The 18,043-nt window shown below is 43.5% G+C and carries 9 protein-coding genes; 7 read left to right on the top strand and 2 right to left on the bottom strand.

The features are described 5' to 3' along the window. Positions 1-71 precede the first annotated feature (71 nt). Positions 72-1,202, top strand: a complete 1,131-nt coding sequence (locus JMY05_RS05145; RefSeq protein WP_201614365.1) for a restriction endonuclease — start codon at positions 72-74, stop codon at positions 1,200-1,202. 94 nt (positions 1,203-1,296) lie between these two features. Here JMY05_RS05145 and ggt read toward each other — a convergent pair whose 3' ends face one another. Then, entirely contained in the window at positions 1,297-3,243 is a 1,947-nt protein-coding gene (gene ggt, locus JMY05_RS05140; protein ID WP_227678112.1) for a gamma-glutamyltransferase, read from the bottom strand. A gap of 180 nt (positions 3,244-3,423) precedes the next feature. On the opposite strand from ggt, the gene JMY05_RS05135 reads away from it, so the two are divergent. The 3 genes from JMY05_RS05135 to JMY05_RS05125 are packed head-to-tail and all read left to right on the top strand — an operon-like array spanning position 3,424 to position 7,987. After that, on the top strand, positions 3,424-5,400 hold the full coding sequence (locus JMY05_RS05135; protein ID WP_201614364.1) for a hypothetical protein: 1,977 nt from the start codon (positions 3,424-3,426) through the stop codon (positions 5,398-5,400). 44 nt (positions 5,401-5,444) lie between these two features. After that, a complete protein-coding gene (locus JMY05_RS05130) occupies positions 5,445-7,058 on the top strand; it encodes a hypothetical protein (RefSeq protein WP_201614362.1) in 1,614 nt (537 codons plus the stop codon). A gap of 44 nt (positions 7,059-7,102) precedes the next feature. Next, on the top strand, positions 7,103-7,987 hold the full coding sequence (locus JMY05_RS05125) for an exonuclease domain-containing protein (RefSeq protein WP_045447894.1): 885 nt from the start codon (positions 7,103-7,105) through the stop codon (positions 7,985-7,987). 119 nt (positions 7,988-8,106) lie between these two features. Here JMY05_RS05125 and JMY05_RS05120 read toward each other — a convergent pair whose 3' ends face one another. After that, positions 8,107-8,640 (bottom strand): Spy/CpxP family protein refolding chaperone, encoded by a 534-nt coding sequence (locus JMY05_RS05120; RefSeq protein WP_201614360.1) that lies wholly within the window; start codon positions 8,638-8,640, stop codon positions 8,107-8,109. Positions 8,641-8,907: 267 nt separating this feature from the next. Between JMY05_RS05120 and JMY05_RS05115 the strand changes: the two genes are divergently transcribed. The 3 genes from JMY05_RS05115 to JMY05_RS05105 all read left to right on the top strand — a co-directional run bounded on the left by JMY05_RS05115 (position 8,908) and on the right by JMY05_RS05105 (position 17,783). After that, complete coding sequence (locus JMY05_RS05115) at positions 8,908-9,606, top strand: response regulator transcription factor (protein ID WP_045447891.1); 699 nt, start codon at positions 8,908-8,910, stop codon at positions 9,604-9,606. 14 nt (positions 9,607-9,620) lie between these two features. Further along, the gene (locus tag JMY05_RS05110; protein WP_227678111.1) at positions 9,621-11,276 is read left to right on the top strand and encodes a sensor histidine kinase; all 1,656 of its coding nucleotides are present in this window, start codon (positions 9,621-9,623) and stop codon (positions 11,274-11,276) included. A gap of 417 nt (positions 11,277-11,693) precedes the next feature. Next, positions 11,694-17,783 (top strand): YadA-like family protein, encoded by a 6,090-nt coding sequence (locus JMY05_RS05105; RefSeq protein ID WP_201614356.1) that lies wholly within the window; start codon positions 11,694-11,696, stop codon positions 17,781-17,783. Positions 17,784-18,043: the final 260 nt, after the last annotated feature.

Below are 18,043 nucleotides of genomic sequence, written 5' to 3'. Positions count from 1 at the left end.
CGAAACAAAGCCCATTTGACGCCTTATTTCACACAATAATGTTCATGTAATCAAACAAAGACGATAATATTATGAGTAACATTACGAAGCTGCCCGCATTTGGTGACATGTTAAATGCGGGTATACAAACCATAAAAAATTTGAGTACGCGGAATACCGTTGGTCGCACGGTATTTTATAGAGAGTTTGAAAAGTTGGCACAAATTGTCAATGATCATAAAGAAATCAATTACATGAGTAATTATGATATACGCCATGAGTGTCATAACGGCTCACCCTGTTATGATGACATCGTTGATCTAATTTTATTGTGCTTGTCCGCGATGGGGCTGGTCAAAGAAGATAAGTTCAGCTTAGTACCCAATTTAAATCAGAATTTTGCTAATTTTATTACTTTTGATGAAAAAGTAACGCCTAAAAACATCATACGTTTAGACCCGTTTGGCAAAGTCTATTTTTGGTTAGCAGGAAACAATTTTACTCAATACATTAACGAAGGCATTCCAAATAGTGATTATATTGCTAACTTGACCCGTTTTGATAATAAAGCCTTTGCTGATCTGCAAAAAGTCAATATTGCGGCTTATGGTAAAAATGGCGATGCACTTATTAATCATTTGATAGAAGAAACTCAGCGCCGAACGTCTATGTTTATGAACAATTATGCAGATGCTACTGTGGGCAATGATTTTGTCAAAGTAACGCCTGATATGATTATGGCGCAGCTTGAAAGCTTGTTACCTTTGCAGTTTGAGTGGTTTTGTCTAAAAATGATTGAACGATCTTTAGAGATTGAAAGTCCTGAGAGTAATTTGACCTCGCGTCATACTGGACGCTCGAATGACAATGGCATTGATGGGCTGATTATTCAGGATTTCCCAGATGGTGAGGTGCATAACTATTACATTCAAGCCAAATTATATAGTGCCGGTAATAATATATCTAATGGCGATTTGAGAAACTTCATAGGGGCTTATCCACCACAAAAAACCAATCATCATGGCTTGTTTATTACTACGACAAGCTTTACCAAGCCTGCGCAGGAATATGCCAATGCAACGGATTCGCACAGTCTGATACTCATCGATCAAATGAATCTTATAGAGCTTATGATGCAACATAAGGTGGGTCTAAAAGAGGTCAATGCCAGACCGAAATTATTATTAGACAATGACTTCTTTAACAAGATCAAGTTGTATTGATAGTATCTTTCAATACTTTTCATATCTATTAAAAAAACGCTCTTTATTATGATAGAGAGCGTTTTTTATTTATACATATCAAGTAAAAGTTAAATCAATAACCAACGACTGCCGCATCAACGATGCGTGGGTCTGATGAGCCATAGACACCATTTGGCGTGATCATAATCGACTGAGTCGAACCCATGGCTGATTTTGGACTGACCATATGACCCATTGATTCAAGCTTTTTAACCGTATCAATATTCAGTGCTTTTTCGACCCGAATCTCATCAGGCAGCCATTGGTCATGGATACGCGGTGCGTGAGTGGCCTCAGCGATATTCATATCATGATCAATGACATTCGAGATTATTTGAGTGACAGTGGTAATGATGCGGCTACCACCAGGGCTACCCGTGACGATATATGGTTTACTGTCTTTAAAGACCAGCGTCGGACTCATAGACGATAATGGACGTTTATTGGCTTCAACGGCATTGGCATCACCGCCGATTAAGCCATAACCATTTGGTACGCCGGGTTTGGCAGAAAAATCATCCATCTCATTATTGAGCAATATCCCCGTACCTTCAGCGACAAGACCTGTGCCGTAAGAGAAGTTCAACGTATAGGTGTTGGCTATTGCATTGCCATCTTTATCAACGATAGAGAAATGCGTGGTCTGATCACTCTCATAGGGTAGAGGGTTGTTGGCTTTGATGGTAGACGCTGGTGTGGCTTTGTCTGGATTGATTAAAATGCGTAGTTTATCCGCATAAGCCTGAGAAGCTAAACCGCTAGCAGGCACATCGATAAAGTCAGAATCACCTAAATACTCTGAGCGATCCGCATAAGCGAGCTGCATCGCTTCGGCCATTAAATGAATGGTTTGCGCGCTGTTTTGACCGTAGTCTTTTAGCGGATAACCTTCTAAGATATTTAAAATCTGCACGATATGAATGCCACCAGAAGACGGCGGTGGCATCGAGACAATCTCATAACCACGATAATCGCCTTTGACTGGCTCGCGAGCGATGGCTTCATAATTGGCTAAATCTTGTAAGCTCATACGACCACCCGCATCATTGACCGCTTTTACCAATTTTTTGGCCGTTTCGCCTTTATAAAATCCATCAGCACCTTTTGCAGCGATTAGTTTTAGCGAGCGAGCAAGTTCAGGTTGCTTTAAGCGTTCGCCCGGCTGATAGGCGCTACCATCAGGTTTAAAAAATACCTTTTTGGTACTTGGCCATTTTTGCATGCGATCGCTCAACGCTTCTAACGACTCGGACAAGCCTGCGGTAACTTCAATACCATTTTCAGCCAGTGCAATGGCTGGTGCCATCACCTGTCCGCGGCTCATCGTGCCATGTTCTTCTAATGCTTTAAGTAATCCTGCTACTGTCCCCGGTACACCAACAGCTAGACCGTGATAACGTGATAAATCGCTAACGGCATTGCCTTCCTCATCAAGATACATATCACGAGTGGCAGCACTCGGGGCTTTTTCACGGTAATCGAGTGCCACCGTTTTGCCTTGCTTGGCATCATAAATCATCATAAATCCACCACCGCCGATATTCCCAGCGCGCGGTAAGGTAACGGCTAGCGCAAAGCCAACAGCGACGCCAGCATCAACCGCATTACCACCGTCTTTTAAAATCTTGAGTCCAATATCAGAGGCGAGGGCTTCTTGGGTGGCGACCATGCCGTTCTTTGCCCAAACAGGGTGGTGAATAGCATCTTCAGAATAGATGGCTTGATCGGCATTGGCATGGTTAATCGTGGAAGTTAGAGTATTGGTTTTGGCTCTTGTCACAAGCTGAGTTTCAGATATTACAGTAGGATTATCAGCCATAATCGCAAGATTGATGGCGCTAGTATTAATCGATGTTTGGTTAATGGTAGTTGATGGATTGGTTGTCGGCTCAAGCGCGTGAGCAGATAGTGCTACTAAAAATGTGCTACTGATTAACAAAATAGCCGCTTTAATATTTGCTCTACCTTGAGGATTATTGTCAGCAGTGCGTATGTTGTTTTTTGATATAGAGGTTGGCATTGTAAAGTCCTTTTTACTTGGGCGAGAAAGCCATAGTGAGAAAGTTGTTTTGTATAAAAAAATCTAAATATTTTCTTAATAAATAGGTTCTAATATTACTAAATTGTAACGCATTGTGATATAAATAACGGTACTAATGTACACTAATTATAGACTGGCTATTTATACAAAGAGATTACTATGTCATCAAATCATATTAATAATCATAATCGACAGCGCTACTCTGAGATGACGAGTCATCATTCGTCTATCAATAATAACGACCATGTATATCAGGTAGGTAAATTGACGTCTATCGCCTTGCTGGTTGGCACTACGTCTCTGGCTCTTTTGGGCTGTCAATCAAGCCCAGCGGTATCATCGCCTGCGGCATCAAAAAGTATGATTGATTTTAGTACCGCTGATAGCGCGCAGAGCCAAGCACAACGCCGCGCGTTTAATGCCAGCCTCACAGCCAAAGCTGAGCGTTATCAGCAATTATTTGACCAAGAAAAATATCCCAATACTGACAATCAAGCAAAGTCACATTTACTGGCGGCTATTCGTCAGCATCTTGCAACAGAACACGTAGCAGTCTCGCAAGCCAATTATCAAGCGGTACCTTTTATTGCTCCAGATAGTATCGATGCCGGTTCTAGTAGCTTACTTAGAACGATTATAGAAGCTTATGTTTATAAGCCTGACGGTGACTATGATGAAAGTGATTATGAGGACAGGCAAACTGAGGCTATGGCAGAGTTAGCAGCGGTAAGTGCAGAGTCGAATAAATGCAATGACAATGAGGACGATGACGCTTATGAAGTCTGTGTTGTAGAGGATGTTAACTATGACGAAAACGGTTATAGTCGCAGTGACTACCAATCAGAGAGTTACGGCGAAGGGAACTATGACACCGATGATTATGAATCAGACAGTGCTTTTTCAAAGTTATCAAAATTAAACCCAAAAAGCATGATAGAGCAGTATGAAGCCGTACAAATGGCAAAACAACAACCAGAGGATGTAGAACAAGATAGCCAATCAGCAACATCTACGGGCGTCATTGGTCAAATGCTGAGTATGTTCCATCGCACGCCGGAACAGATAGCTGCGTCAAATGCTTATCAATATCAAAATTTAACGTTCAATAGCGTCAGTCAGTACAAACCCAAACAGCGACAACTGCAAAGCGTCTATAGCTATGATTATGTGACACCAACGATTAGCTCATCTATACAGATACCGTTAGCGTTCGATTTTAACCATAGTAAAGTCACGGTAGACCCATCAGCAATCATGCCTATCGTAGCATTGGTTAATCCTGAAAACACCCCTTTACCTAACCAAAAGACCTCGCATACCGTTAGTTTTGGGTTGCCCGAGAGTATTACGACACAGCTACCGCCAGCAGTGCTTTATGATGCCGCCATTGCTGCCATACAGAGCAGCATGGCAGAACTTGCGCCCGAGCACTTTAGTGCTGTAGATATTCATAATGATGCATTTGCCAAAGAAGTCGGTGCGAGCCGAGCGGTAAAAGTCTATTTTGGCAGCAAGCAAAGTGGTGAGATGATCGGCAAAACCCTAAAATACATGACAAAGTCGCTACAGGATTATGTCGATGCCAATCCACAGAAATATCCTGATGGCGCTATGCTAAAAACTGCGCTGGCGAAAGTGCAGCTATACAATAAAGGCTACCAAAGTGCGGATGTAGGTTCGCTTTTGCAGCTAATTGAAGCCATCGGTCCAATATCTTTTAATCAGATAAATTACTATTATTTAGACCGCTCAGATCGCCTGCTTGCTAAGCAGCAGCGGGTAAATATCGGTGGCGACTTGATGGGTTCGACAACCAGCGTGCTAAACCAAATACGCTATGATAAAAGCAGCTTTAATAACCATGCACTAACGCCTTTATTAACCGAGTCTTTTGGCGCAAATGCTAAAGCCGCTATCGATGGCAATGCATGGATGGCAGAGCAGCGTCAACAAAAAGACAGACTGCAAACGGCACGTGATGCCCGCTATGACTATAGTGGGAGCAGTGATGATGACTATGGTAGCGATTATGCAGATGGTGATAGCGGCTATGATGCAGCAGAATATGACAGTGCTGATAGTCAAGATGACACTGATATCGAAGACGATGCTGACAACAGGGTAGATGATCAATAACGCTATCTTGTCATGTTCAAGCCCATATTTATTAAGGATAAAAAATGAAAAAAGCAGATCAAATCATTGCAAGTCGTCTTTCGTTAGCGAGCCTTGCGTCAGTTCTTAATGGCAATCGCCTATTTGCTGGTGCATTGGTAACAGGAGCACTATTATTAACGGGCTGCCAATCTACCAGTCTTGACCAATTTAATGCTATGACTGCTAAGCAAACGCCAGTAGCAGCAAAGACAGCATTGGCGACTGCGTTACAGAAACAGCGCCGCCAGTCCTTTAGCTATCATAGCAATCTTGAGGTTAGTAACGAGCAGCAGTTTAGCGATATAAATATTGAAATAGATGCTAAAGCGCCAGTCGCCTCAGGCTATATCGATGAATACTGCGAAGACACACATGATCAAGCGTATGCCGCCTTAATTACCCAAGCAGAAGCGCAAAATAAAGACATTTTAGCGGCAGATTATGATGCTCAGCGAACAGTGCTCAAAGACCGCTATCTTGAGTGTACGGATGCCTATGAGGCATGGGTAGAGAGTAAATATGATAGTGAAATCACTGTGCTAGCGTTTTACCAACAGTTATTTGACAATTACGACGACCGATCGACAGCGCAAGATATCAAAAAAGCAAAGTTGCTAGATGCTTATGTGCTAAAGCCACTGTCTATCAATGCACAAGGCATTTATCAGCCAATGGCTGGCAAGGCGACGATGCTGGCGAGCATGCAGTATCAAGCACGCAATCATCAAAGCAGCATGAATCAGCCGATTTATCTGGATTTGAAAAACGGTAATATTTATCTATGGGCAGATAATTTTGCGATGTTTAATTCAGAGCTGTTAGACGATAAGCTCGGGACAAAGTGGCGCAACAAATGGCTAAAGCTAGCCATTGATGACGGCACCTTACCCAAAGGCTTTGGTAGTGAATTGATAAAAAGCCACTTTGCAGCCTTAGACGCCACATTTGATGCCGCACCGATTAGCCAGTTTGATTATGTCGCCCCTAATACGCTAGCCTCGCTCTCTCCCAAGCTGCCCGCGCATCAGCTACCAGCCATGCTGGCAAGTAACCAAGTCATTCGCCGTGTACAAAGTGCTGAGAGTTATGAGCAGTTTTATCAAGATTATATGCGTATCATCTACGAGCGGCTAAGTCAGCGATATCCAGAACTGGTTAAAGAAAGTGAGCCCTACGAGGCAAGCGACACAAATGCTAAGAAATTTACCAGTAAAGCGTTAGTGCAGCAGATGCTAGCAATGATGAAAAGTGGTATGGATAGTGGCAGTGAGGCAAAAGAAAAGACGGCAGAAAGTGCAATGTTATCAAATTCAGAGAAGCAAGAGTTGTATGGATTTGATAAGCGTGGTCAGCTCAAATGGCAGCATATGCGCAGTGAGCTTCCGAGCGAAACCGCCGCTAGTAAGAACATGGTCATAGATATTTTGCAGCAGTATTCCGCTATCAGCGCCAAAAACATGGTATTTCCCAATTTACCAAGTGATGTGCAAGTGCCTAATGCCAGTAATAGTATTGATATGCGCGAGTATGGTAGCGAGTTGATGCAGTACTATCGTGATGGCAATGGTACTGCAATGGGAAAAATGATGTTTAGTGTCATGCCAATGGCTAAAGAGAAGTTTGGGGCGGTTGAATAAATAAAACTAAATCAGACTAAATCTATGACATTGAGGACGAGCTAGTGAATTTTGTGACCATTGACGTTGAAACTGCAAACAGCGACGTAGGGTCTATTTGTCAAATAGGCTTGGCTAAATATTTGAACGGTAAGTTAATCGATACATACAGCACTTTAATTTTACCGCAGACGTCTTTTAGTCGTCAAAATATAGAAGTGCATGGTATTACCAGTAGTATGGTAAAAGATGCGCCGTCTATGTATGACATTTACGGACAAATATTAAAATTTATCGGTAAAAATGTTGTCGTTAGCTATACTGTCTTTGATCAAAGGGCGTTGACAAAAAGTCTAGAGCTTCACAAATTACCAATACCAGAGCTACAGTGGGTCGATGCCACGGTATTGGTACGTAAGACGTGTCAGCGCTTTTCGGTTAAAGGTTATAATCTGGCGAATGTCTGTAGAGAATGGAATTATCGGTTTGACCATCATGACGCGCTAGAAGATGCTAAAGCATGTGGCTTTATAATCGTAACCATTCTTAGAGAAAATGGTTTGTCAATTCATGATTGGATAGAAGATAGTCAATACAGTCGTAATTATCCTCAGCAACCACGCGCAAACGGTAGAAGTTACCCCAGTCATATCACAAAAGTTGGAGATGAGTCAGGACAATATGCAGGACTCAATATCTGCTTTACAGGCAATCTTAGTATCAGTCGAGCAGATATTGCTGAGATAGCAGCCAAAAATGGTTTTAATGTCAAAGCGGGTGCTTCGAAGACATTAGATTATCTTGTGGTTGGTGTTCAAGATTTAACGTTGCTTGCTGGTTATGAAAAAAGCAGTAAGCATCGCAAAGTAGAAGAGCTGATTCAGAATGGTTTAGATATCAAAATTCTTGAAGAGCGCGCCTTTTTACAGTTAATTAACATATCAAAGTAATGTGAGCTCCAACATTAAAACTAAAAAGCGCACCGTTTATACGATGCGCTTTTTTATGTGTTCATAATCAGTCTTATAGGACATTCAGTATGAATGCAAAATAGCCTATTAATGACGAATTACATGCCTTGATGTGGTTTGCCATGCATTTTACCGTGCTCTGAGCCTTTATGACCTTTTGCCATTTTTTCAGCTTTTAATGTAGCAAGTTTTGCGCGTTGCTCAGCAGTCAATACTTGAGAGATAGCATGTTGAGTCTGTACTCGCTCAATGAAGCGCTGCTTGGTTTTAGCCGCTTGCTGATCAGCTAAGCGATTAACTGCGGCTGTATTTAGAGTGCTGGCGTTGGTCAATGCTTGCATCTGTTGCTGCATTTGCGCCCGTTCTGCTTTGTTTTTTGTACGGTCAGCTTTACGATCGCCGTGTTGTGCTTGCATGATGGCTTTGATTTGCGCTTGTTGCGTTGCTGTTAGATCTAGCTGCGACATTGGACCTCTCATGCCGCCTTTGTTCATGGCTTTTTTCATGCCATCTTTATGCTGCATTTTACTGGTCGTTGGTGTGGTATCAGTGGTTGCATTAACACTGGTACAAGCCGTTACGGTGAAAATGCTAGACATTGCTAATACTGAGCCCATTAATAATTTTTTCATCATCATTACCTTAATTTATGGTGCATACGTTATTGGTTGCGAAAAAGTCAGTTTTTATCTGATCAGCTTATGAACAGTAAGTGCCCCGGATAGCCACTATCCATCACAGCTTGTTATCAGTATTTGTCGCTGATAGACGATATATTACGACAGTTAAAGGTTACGAACATTTATGAAGTATTAAGAAAGGTAACGTTTATAGCGAATCGATAAGCAATTGACTGATAATATGGCTCATAAAGCGATCTAACGCTTAAGGAGAAAGATGTGCCACACATACTACTAGGCGATGATGACGAAGAGTTGACCCAGTTATTACAAGAATACTTGCACAATCATGGGGTGACATGCGACTGCGTTCACGATGGTGAGGCTGTCATACAGAAACTCAAAACCGCGAGCAATAATGTGCTTAATGGCGCTGCTGCTTATGATTTGCTGGTGCTAGATATTATGATGCCAAAAATCGATGGATTGAGTGTCTTGCGTCAATTGCCCAATATCAGTGATATCCCTGTCATCATGCTGACGGCAAAAGGGGAGGAGATTGATCGTATTATTGGGCTTGAACTTGGTGCTGATGATTATATTACCAAACCCTGCAATCCTAGAGAGCTGCTAGCACGTATCAATGCCGTCATCAAACGCACCAGCGCAGCGACATCAGAGCATACGCCGCTACCAGACAGTCGTTTGTATCTGGATCAAAACCAGCGGCTTTGTCAGATAGATGGCATAGAACTACAAGTGACGGGGACAGAGTTTGATTTGTTGGTTGCGCTACTGAAACAAAAAGGCGAGGTGGTAAGCAAAGCATGGCTGTCAGAGCATGTCTTACAACGTGAATTACAGCCGTTCGACCGTAGCCTTGATGTGCATGTCTCACGACTCCGCAAAAAACTCCAACCTTTTCATGATGAGCCGATCAAAGCGGTTCGTGGTAAAGGCTATCAGCTGGTATTGTAATGACGGACTTATCGATGAACGCTTCCAAGAAAGCTATTAACCATAAAACGCTTAAGCAAACCCCAAAGTTTAAAGTGCGAATCACACTATTTTGGCGTTTGTTTCTAAGTCTATTATTAACAATTATCATCACCTCTATTTTATCGATCATGGTGGAGCGTTGGCTGGTCGAAAAAGCACTAACGGCTCGCATGGATGTGCAAATCGACAGTCTATTGGTTAAGCGTCAAGACATGGTTGCCGCGTTACAGGTTGGTGACTTAGATGCCGTGAGACAGATGTATCGTCAGGACCGTCAACTCATGAATCAGATAAGAGTTTACGATGAAGAAGGGGCGATTATATTTCCGCGTTATCGCAATAGAGATGAGCGTAGGCAAAAAGGTATGCAGGGTAGTCGGCGTGAAGTAGGGCAACTATCAATGCAATCATCAGTGCAATCAATGGCAGCTCAGCCCAATGTGGACAAGAACAGGACTAATATTCACGATAATAATAATAAAATGTCGAATGATAAGTCGTCATTCTTAAACCATATTCTGCAACCGATGATGCCAAATAGCGCTACGCTAGCTGATTTCGACAGTCGCCCTGAGCTGGCTGATGTGACGGTCGTCTTACCAGATGAGCAGTCTGTCATTATACAATTACGTCCGCATTTGCGTTTTGCTGATGTTATGGCGCTGCAACGTGGCAATTTTCCCATACGTTTGCTATTTATTCTCGTTTTTAGCGTCTTGGTTTGTATTTGGCTGAGCCGTACAATGACTCAGCGTATCCGCCGTGTACAAAATACCGTACACCGTCTGATTGATGGCGATTATCAGACCCACCCAGACCTATCAAAAATGGGAGATGATGAGCTTGGTTTACTCGCAAAAGACGTGGCTAAACTATCAAAACGGTTGGCTGAGAGTGAGCTGGCACGCAAACAGATGCTCAGTGATATCTCGCACGAGCTACGATCGCCACTGGCGCGACTTGATGTGGCGACTGAGCTGACTCGCGACTTTGCACCGAATGCCAGTCGTTATCTCGACCGTATCGATAAAGAGTCAGCGCGGATGAATGAGTTGATTGAGCAAATCATTCATATTCAATCTCTACAAATGCAGCAATATACCATCGACAATATAGAAAACGAAGCAGTTGATATTTCTGACATCATCAGTGAGATTGGACAAGACGTTTGTTTTGAGTTTCAGCATAAAAACGTGCGTTGGCAATGGCAGCCGAGTCATGCATTGGTGGCAGACGCTTCATCTACCACTGATTCAACAACGCCTTGGACAGTGCTTGGCAATCAAGAACAGCTGCATAGTGCGCTTGAAAATGTCATTCGTAATGCTTTTATGCATACGGCCTCTGATTCAACAGTCATTGCTGACATTAAAAAAGTGGAGATGGAAGGCAATAAGCCAGCACTTCAAATCAGCATCACAGACGAGGGTGGTGGCATCGCGGATAAGGACTTGGCGCGTATTTTTCAGCCCTTTGTACGGCTTGACTCGGCTCGCCATCGTGAGACGGGTGGCTATGGGTTGGGGCTGGCAATCGTTCATGCCGTGGTAATGGCACACAAGGGTCAGATTCATGTCTATAATCGCCAAGATGATATCCAAGGGCTGGTGATGCAAATAACATTGCCTGTTAACTCTGAAGGGGACTAAGAGCAGCATAAAGTGGCGAACACGCGCTTAAAACATCTCTAAAGTGTGTGTATAAGCGTGTGTTTTATTAAGTTTCAAAGCGGATTATTTCAAAAAAGTGGGAGCATTCAATATAAGCAAGGAGCAAAAAACATCTATATATTCATTTTTTGTTATATAATTGGATGAACGGTAATAAATGCCCGATGAGCGGCATTGTCTCTCTCTATATATTCGGTAATACTAATATATAGAGAGAGCGATTAGGGCTTTTCAAGATAAAAAGTGTTAGTTGTTGGTTAACAAGATAAATGATGAACAAAAAACATTTACTCATTGTCAGCCAATAACGTATTTTATTTTGTGATATCGACTCTCTGCAAGATGGATATTATCTCTGATTTTTAAATCTGACCAGTCTGTAAGGGAGTGCACACTATGAACCGCATCTATAAAGTAATATGGAATGAAGCCTTGAGCTGTTTTACCGCAGTTGGTGAATATGCAAAGGGGCGCGGCAAATCTTCCAAATCTAGCGTGAGCGCAAACGCGACCATCAATACGACTTCTAATCTTTCTTCTACCCAATTTTTCCGATTATCTACGATCGCCATAGGGATGCTGGCGGCTGGATTTACAATGTCACCGCAAGCTTTTGCGCAAGTGAATGTCGGCGGTGGTACGGGATCTGGTACGGCAATTTCTTCTTGTAATACAAACAGTACTGAAGCGAATGCTGAAGGCAGCTATTCGGTTGCCATTGGCTGTGAAGCGGACGCTGGGCAAAACTTCAATCTGGTCGATAGAGGCAATCCGTCGTTTACTTGGACTGGTGGTTCACAAAACAATTCTGGTAGTACCGCCATTGGCACTGGGACAGAAGCCGGTGACGTCGCTACTGCTCTAGGCACTCAAGCAAAAGCCATTGGTCGGTCATCTGTGGCAATTGGGGCGGCAGCGTATTCTAATGGAAATACCTCGTTAGCGCTTGGACGTCAATCGGCAGCGACTGCTGACTTTGCTCAGGCTATTGGTAATGTCTCCTCAGCAACGGGTCAAGGCTCTTTAGCTGTTGGTCATTCAGCACTTGCCTCAGGCAAACGTGGCATTGCGATTGGTTCAACTGATTTTGAAAATGCAGGTACAGTGGCTGATCAAGCAAATGTAGGTTATAGAGCGAATGGACAAACTCAAGCAGTTGGCAATGATACGATTGCCTTTGGTAGTAATGCAAAAGCGACCGCTGATAACAGTCTTGCTTTTGGTGTCGGCTCTCGATCTAACGCAGTAAATGGCATCGCATTAGGTTCAAACTCTATTGCAAATCGTGCTGGTGGTGCCAGTGGTTTTGTACCAGTAGGAGCAGATAGCTCAGTCATCCAAGCGACGGACAGCGTTACGCTTGGCGCGGTTTCTGTAGGAACAGGAGCAGCGGGTGGCAACCGTCAGATTGTAAACGTCGCAGCAGGCAGTAGTGCTAGTGATGCTGTCAATGTGGCTCAGCTAACGGGGCTGTCGAATACTGTCGCTAATAATAAAACCAAGTATTATAGCGTGGACTCAGCTGCTGTCGGTAATGCTAATAACGACGGAGCGACAGGTTATAACGCCATGGCGCTGGGCGGAAATGCAAAAGCCACAGGCAGCCAAACTATTGCGATTGGTAGCTCAGAATTTGGGCAACAGACGATGGCAAGTGGTGAGCAGTCGATTGCTATCGGTGCTAATGTTGTGTCTAGAGGGGCATCCTCGATCGCGATAGGCGGTGATGATCTAAATTTTGCATCGAGAACCAATATCGATGGTAGTCCATTGTCACCATTAAATAGTGGCACAGTTAACGAGGCTTTCAAATCCTATGTAGGTAAAGATCTGGTAGAAACCAATCAGTACGATGTCAATACCGAAGCTGGAGGTGCTGCGTCGATAGCCATTGGTGCAAAATCGCTGTCTAAAGGTGATCTGTCTACAGCCGTTGGTGTTCATTCCAATACCTCGGGAACGGCTTCTTCAGCGTTCGGTGTTGGTGCATCAGCGAGCAAAGACGGTTCAGTCTCTTTAGGTGCAGGCTCAACAACAGCAACAAGTGCAAGCTCTGAAAAGACGATGACAGTTGGTGGCGTGGTATATGATATCGCCGGTAATGTCATTGATGATAAGGGCATGCTACGAGAGGGTGCGCAAGTATCCGTGGGCGTAGTAGGATCTGAGCGTCAGATCAAAAACGTCGCTGGTGGAGCTGTCACTGCGGCTAGTACAGATGCAGTGAATGGTAGTCAATTATATGCGACCAATGAAGCGGTCGGAAATAATACCACGACTATTAACAAAGGCTTTGCATTAAAAGCTGCTGATGGTAATACAGTACAGAAACCATTGGGACAAGCTGTAGAGGTGGTTGGCTCTAACAGCAACATCGACACCCGAGTAAAAAATGGCAAAATCGAAGTTGAGCTCAATGACAACCTAAACCTAGGTACAACAGGCAGCGTTAGCACAGGTAACTTATTAAACGGCACAACGGTTAATGGTCTAGGTATTGTCACTGGCGGCGTGCTTACTGGCGTCACTACCGTTAGTGGTGCAGGTGTCACAGTAACGGGTGGAAGCATATTTAACCCTACCAATGCCACGTTAACCAGTAATGGTCTGACCATTTTAAATGGCCCAAGCATCACCAAAAGCGGGGTCAATGCGGGTAATAAGAAGGTCGTCAATGTTTCTAATGGTACGGTCAGTCTAAATAGCAAAGACGCCATCAATGGTGGTCAGTTATTTAATACCAACCAACAAGTCACGACCAATACTAGCAACATCTCAACCAATACCACCAATATTGGTACCAATACTGACAATATTGCTAAAGGCATCAAGTTTAACGTGAATGATGCAAGTAGCGGCGGCACTCTTAAAAAAACCTTCGCCTTGGGTGAAGAAATTAAGTTTGATACGGATAGCAATTTAACCACTACCGGCTTATCAACGGGTGATGGAATCAAACTTGGCTTAGCCAACAACTTAACAGGTCTGGATAGTGCAAGCTTTAATAGCGGCGTTAGTATCTCATCTACTGGTATCAATGCTGGTGATAAAGTCATCTCAGGAGTGGCTAGCGGTGGCACAACAGAAACCAATGCAGCAAACATCGGTGATTTGAATAGTGCCATTACTGGCGTATCCACCTCAGGCTTTGCATTAAAAGCCGCTGATGGTAATACAGTACAGAAACCATTGGGACAAGCTGTAGAGGTGGTTGGCTCTAACAGCAACATCGACACCCGAGTAAAAAATGGCAAAATCGAAGTTGAGCTCAATGACAACCTAAACCTAGGTACAACAGGCAGCGTTAGCACTGGCAACTTATTAAACGGTACAACGGTCAATGGTCTAGGTATTGTCACTGGCGGCGTACTTACTGGCGTCACTACCGTTAGTGGTACAGGTGTCACAGTAACGGGTGGAAGCATATTTAACCCTACCAATGCCACGTTAACCAGCAATGGTCTGACCATTTTAAATGGCCCAAGCATCACCAAAAGCGGGGTCAATGCGGGTAATAAGAGAGTTATTAACGTTGATGATGGGGTTAACGCAAAAGATGCGGTGAATTTTAGTCAGCTAGAAACGACTAATACTAATGTCATGACCAATACTAACAACATCTCAACCAATACCACCAATATTGGTACCAATACTGACAATATTGCTAAAGGCATCAAGTTTAACGTGAATGATGCAAGTAGCGGCGGCACTCTTAAAAAAACCTTCGCCTTGGGTGAAGAAATTAAGTTTGATACGGACAGCAATTTAACCACCACTGGCTTATCAACGGGTGATGGAATTGCTCTCGGTCTGTCTCCAACTTTAACGGGCCTCACTAGTGCAGATTTTGGTGGTGTTAGTATCTCTACTACTGGTATCAATGCCAACGACACCCAGATCAAGGGCGTAAAAAGCGGTGGTAATACAGTAACCAATGCAGCAAACATCGGTGATGTACAGATGGCAGCCGCAGGAGCGAGAACCAAAGTAGTTAAAGGTACGAATGTTGCCAGTGTTGACTTTTCAACCGATAGCGATACTGGACAGGATGTCTATACTGTCAATGCCAATGGCGCCAGTGTTTCTACTGCAGATGCTAATGCACTAACAGTTAGCACTAGTGTCAAAGATCCTGATACCAATATCACCGACTATCAAGTTGATCTAAGCGAAGGTAGTAAGGCAAGCTTGGTAAAAGCCGATAGTGCGATGCAAACGGTAGTGACACAAATCAATGGTGCTGATGTCAAGACTTTGGATAAAGACAATAATACAGCCAACTTTATTACTGGTGACAATATTATCTTGACCGCTGACAATGGCGGTATCAAAGTTGCTACTGCTGCCGACTTAGTCTCAACCAGCTTGACCACAGGAACTACAGTCGTCAACGCTGATGGTGTCACATTTATGGGTGGGACTAATCAAACGGTCAGACTCAGTAATAGTGGGCTAGACAATGGTGGCAATCAAATTACCAATGTCGCTAACGGTACAATAGCCAGCGATGCCGTAAACTTTGGTCAACTACAAGCCACGACCACGACCATCGATAAAGGTTTTGATTTCGATGGTGACACGGGTACTACCGTTAATCGTCAGCTTGGTGACAAGCTGACAGTCAAAGGTGGCGCGACCGTGGCAAGTGACTTGTCAAATGGCAACAACATTGGCGTCGTTGCTGACGGTACCAGCACATTGACCGTGAAACTTGCGAAAGATTTAACTGGTCTTAACAGCGCAAACTTTGGTAGCGGTGTCAGCATCTCAGCCAATGGTCTGAACAATGGTGGCAATAAAATTACTAACGTTGCAGAAGCGACCACAGGTAAGGATGCGGTAAACTTCGACCAATTGTCAGCAACCAATAGTCTCGTGGCCAAAGGCATCAAAATCGGTGATGGCAATAGTGCCAACGACCAGCAGTTTGCTTTAGGTGATACCATCAACGTCACTGGTGATAGCAACATTACGACGATGGCCTCGGCAACGGGTGTTCAGGTGAAACTGAATAACCAGTTGAATTTAGGCAATGAGGGTAGCATGCAGATTGGTAATAGCATTATGAATAGTAATGGCTTTACCTTTACCGATAATGGTCCGGGTAGAACGGTTAGACTGAGCAGTAGCGGTCTTGACAATGGTTTTAACAGAATCACCAATGTAGCTGCTGGTATTGCAGATACAGATGCGGCGACTGTCGGACAGTTGAATGCCACGACGTTTGCCCTTGATCAAGGTTGGGGACTAACGGCTCAGGGTGATGTTGCCACTATGATCAAACAAGGCAGCGCCATCGATCTAAACAGCACAGATGGTAATATTAAAGTGTCTAGATCAGCGGACAATAATGTTAGCCCTGGTCTACGTGCTGCTGCACCATTGGCAGGCGTCAATGACATTAGCTTCGATTTAAACCCAGACCTGAATTTAGATAGCGTAACGACGGGTGATACCATTATGAATAATAATGGGCTGACTATTACAGGTGGACCTAGTGTCACCAAAGCGGGCATCAATGCTGCTGACACTAAGATTACAAACGTTGTGAATGGCGATGTCTCTGAAGGTAGCAAAGATGCCATCAATGGTGGTCAGCTCTATGCACAAGGTAGTGGCATCAGTAGTATCATTGGCGGTGAGACAGTCTACAATCCTGTAGATGGTACCTTTACCAATAGTAATATTGGTGGTACTGGTCAAAATAGTATCGACGGTGCGATTGCTTCTATTAAGCAAGGAGAAGTCGTTATCAATGAAAACATCCAAGCCAACACTACCAATATCCAAACCAATACCACGAATATTGCCACGAATAAAGCAAACATCGACACTAATACGACCAATATCAAAGTGAACAAGGATAAAATAGATGCGGGTCTCAATTTTGGTGCTGATAGCGGTGCTACCATCAACAAACCAGTAGGCGATGGCAGTGTCCTCAGCTTCACAGGTGGTAATAACATCACCACAACAGCAGCGGGCAGTAGTATTAAGTTTGATCTAAACGGTGATATTAATATCGATAGCGTCAAAACTGGCAATACGACAATCAATAATAATGGCGTCAGCATTGTCGGTGGTCCTAGTATGACTGCAAGCGGTATCAACGCCGCTGGCAACAAGATCACTGATGTGGCTGATGGTATGGCGCCCAGAGACGCTGTGAATATGGGTCAATTAGATGCTGTTAGTCAAAGACTTGGCAACAACATGAATGAGCTAGGTTATAAAATTGGTGAAGTCGAAGACGATGCAAATGCTGGTATCTCAGCCGCCATGGCAATGTCTTCACTACCGCAAGCTTATATCGCTGGTAAATCCTTAATCGGTGGCGGTATAGGAACGTACAATGGGGAAAGTGCAGTTGCTATTGGCTTCTCGAAGTTATCCAATGATGGTCGTTGGGTCATGAAGGTAAACGGCACCGCTGATACCCAAGGTAATGCTGGCGGCTCGATTGGTGCAGGCTTCCATTTTGATTAAAGCAATCAAGCCTACTATCAAGTAAAGTGATTTGTTAGTTATAAAAATTAGTCATAAAAAAGCAAGGCATCAGATGTCTTGCTTTTTTGCGACATGAGCATGAAGACGTTTTCAGCGTGATGATTTGGTAATCACTATTTGGTAATCACTATTTGGTAGTCACTATATGATTTTTACCAATGATTTGTTTTTCTTTGGCTCAATAGCCAAGCGATAATAAGCCCTCATTCTATGAGGGCTTATTTATTTTTATAAAAGCA

This window comes from Psychrobacter sp. JCM 18902, from assembly GCF_904846615.1.
Lineage (GTDB): Bacteria > Pseudomonadota > Gammaproteobacteria > Pseudomonadales > Moraxellaceae > Psychrobacter.
This window is presented reverse-complemented; position numbering and strand designations above follow the sequence as displayed.

Coding starts and splice junctions, on each gene's coding strand:
- JMY05_RS05105 (WP_201614356.1), top strand. CDS start 11,694: ATGAACCGCATCTATAAAGTAATATGGAATGAAGCCTTGAGCTGTTTT.
- JMY05_RS05130 (WP_201614362.1), top strand. CDS start 5,445: ATGAAAAAAGCAGATCAAATCATTGCAAGTCGTCTTTCGTTAGCGAGC.
- ggt (WP_227678112.1), bottom strand. CDS start 3,243: ATGCCAACCTCTATATCAAAAAACAACATACGCACTGCTGACAATAAT.
- JMY05_RS05110 (WP_227678111.1), top strand. CDS start 9,621: ATGAACGCTTCCAAGAAAGCTATTAACCATAAAACGCTTAAGCAAACC.
- JMY05_RS05145 (WP_201614365.1), top strand. CDS start 72: ATGAGTAACATTACGAAGCTGCCCGCATTTGGTGACATGTTAAATGCG.
- JMY05_RS05135 (WP_201614364.1), top strand. CDS start 3,424: ATGTCATCAAATCATATTAATAATCATAATCGACAGCGCTACTCTGAG.
- JMY05_RS05120 (WP_201614360.1), bottom strand. CDS start 8,640: ATGAAAAAATTATTAATGGGCTCAGTATTAGCAATGTCTAGCATTTTC.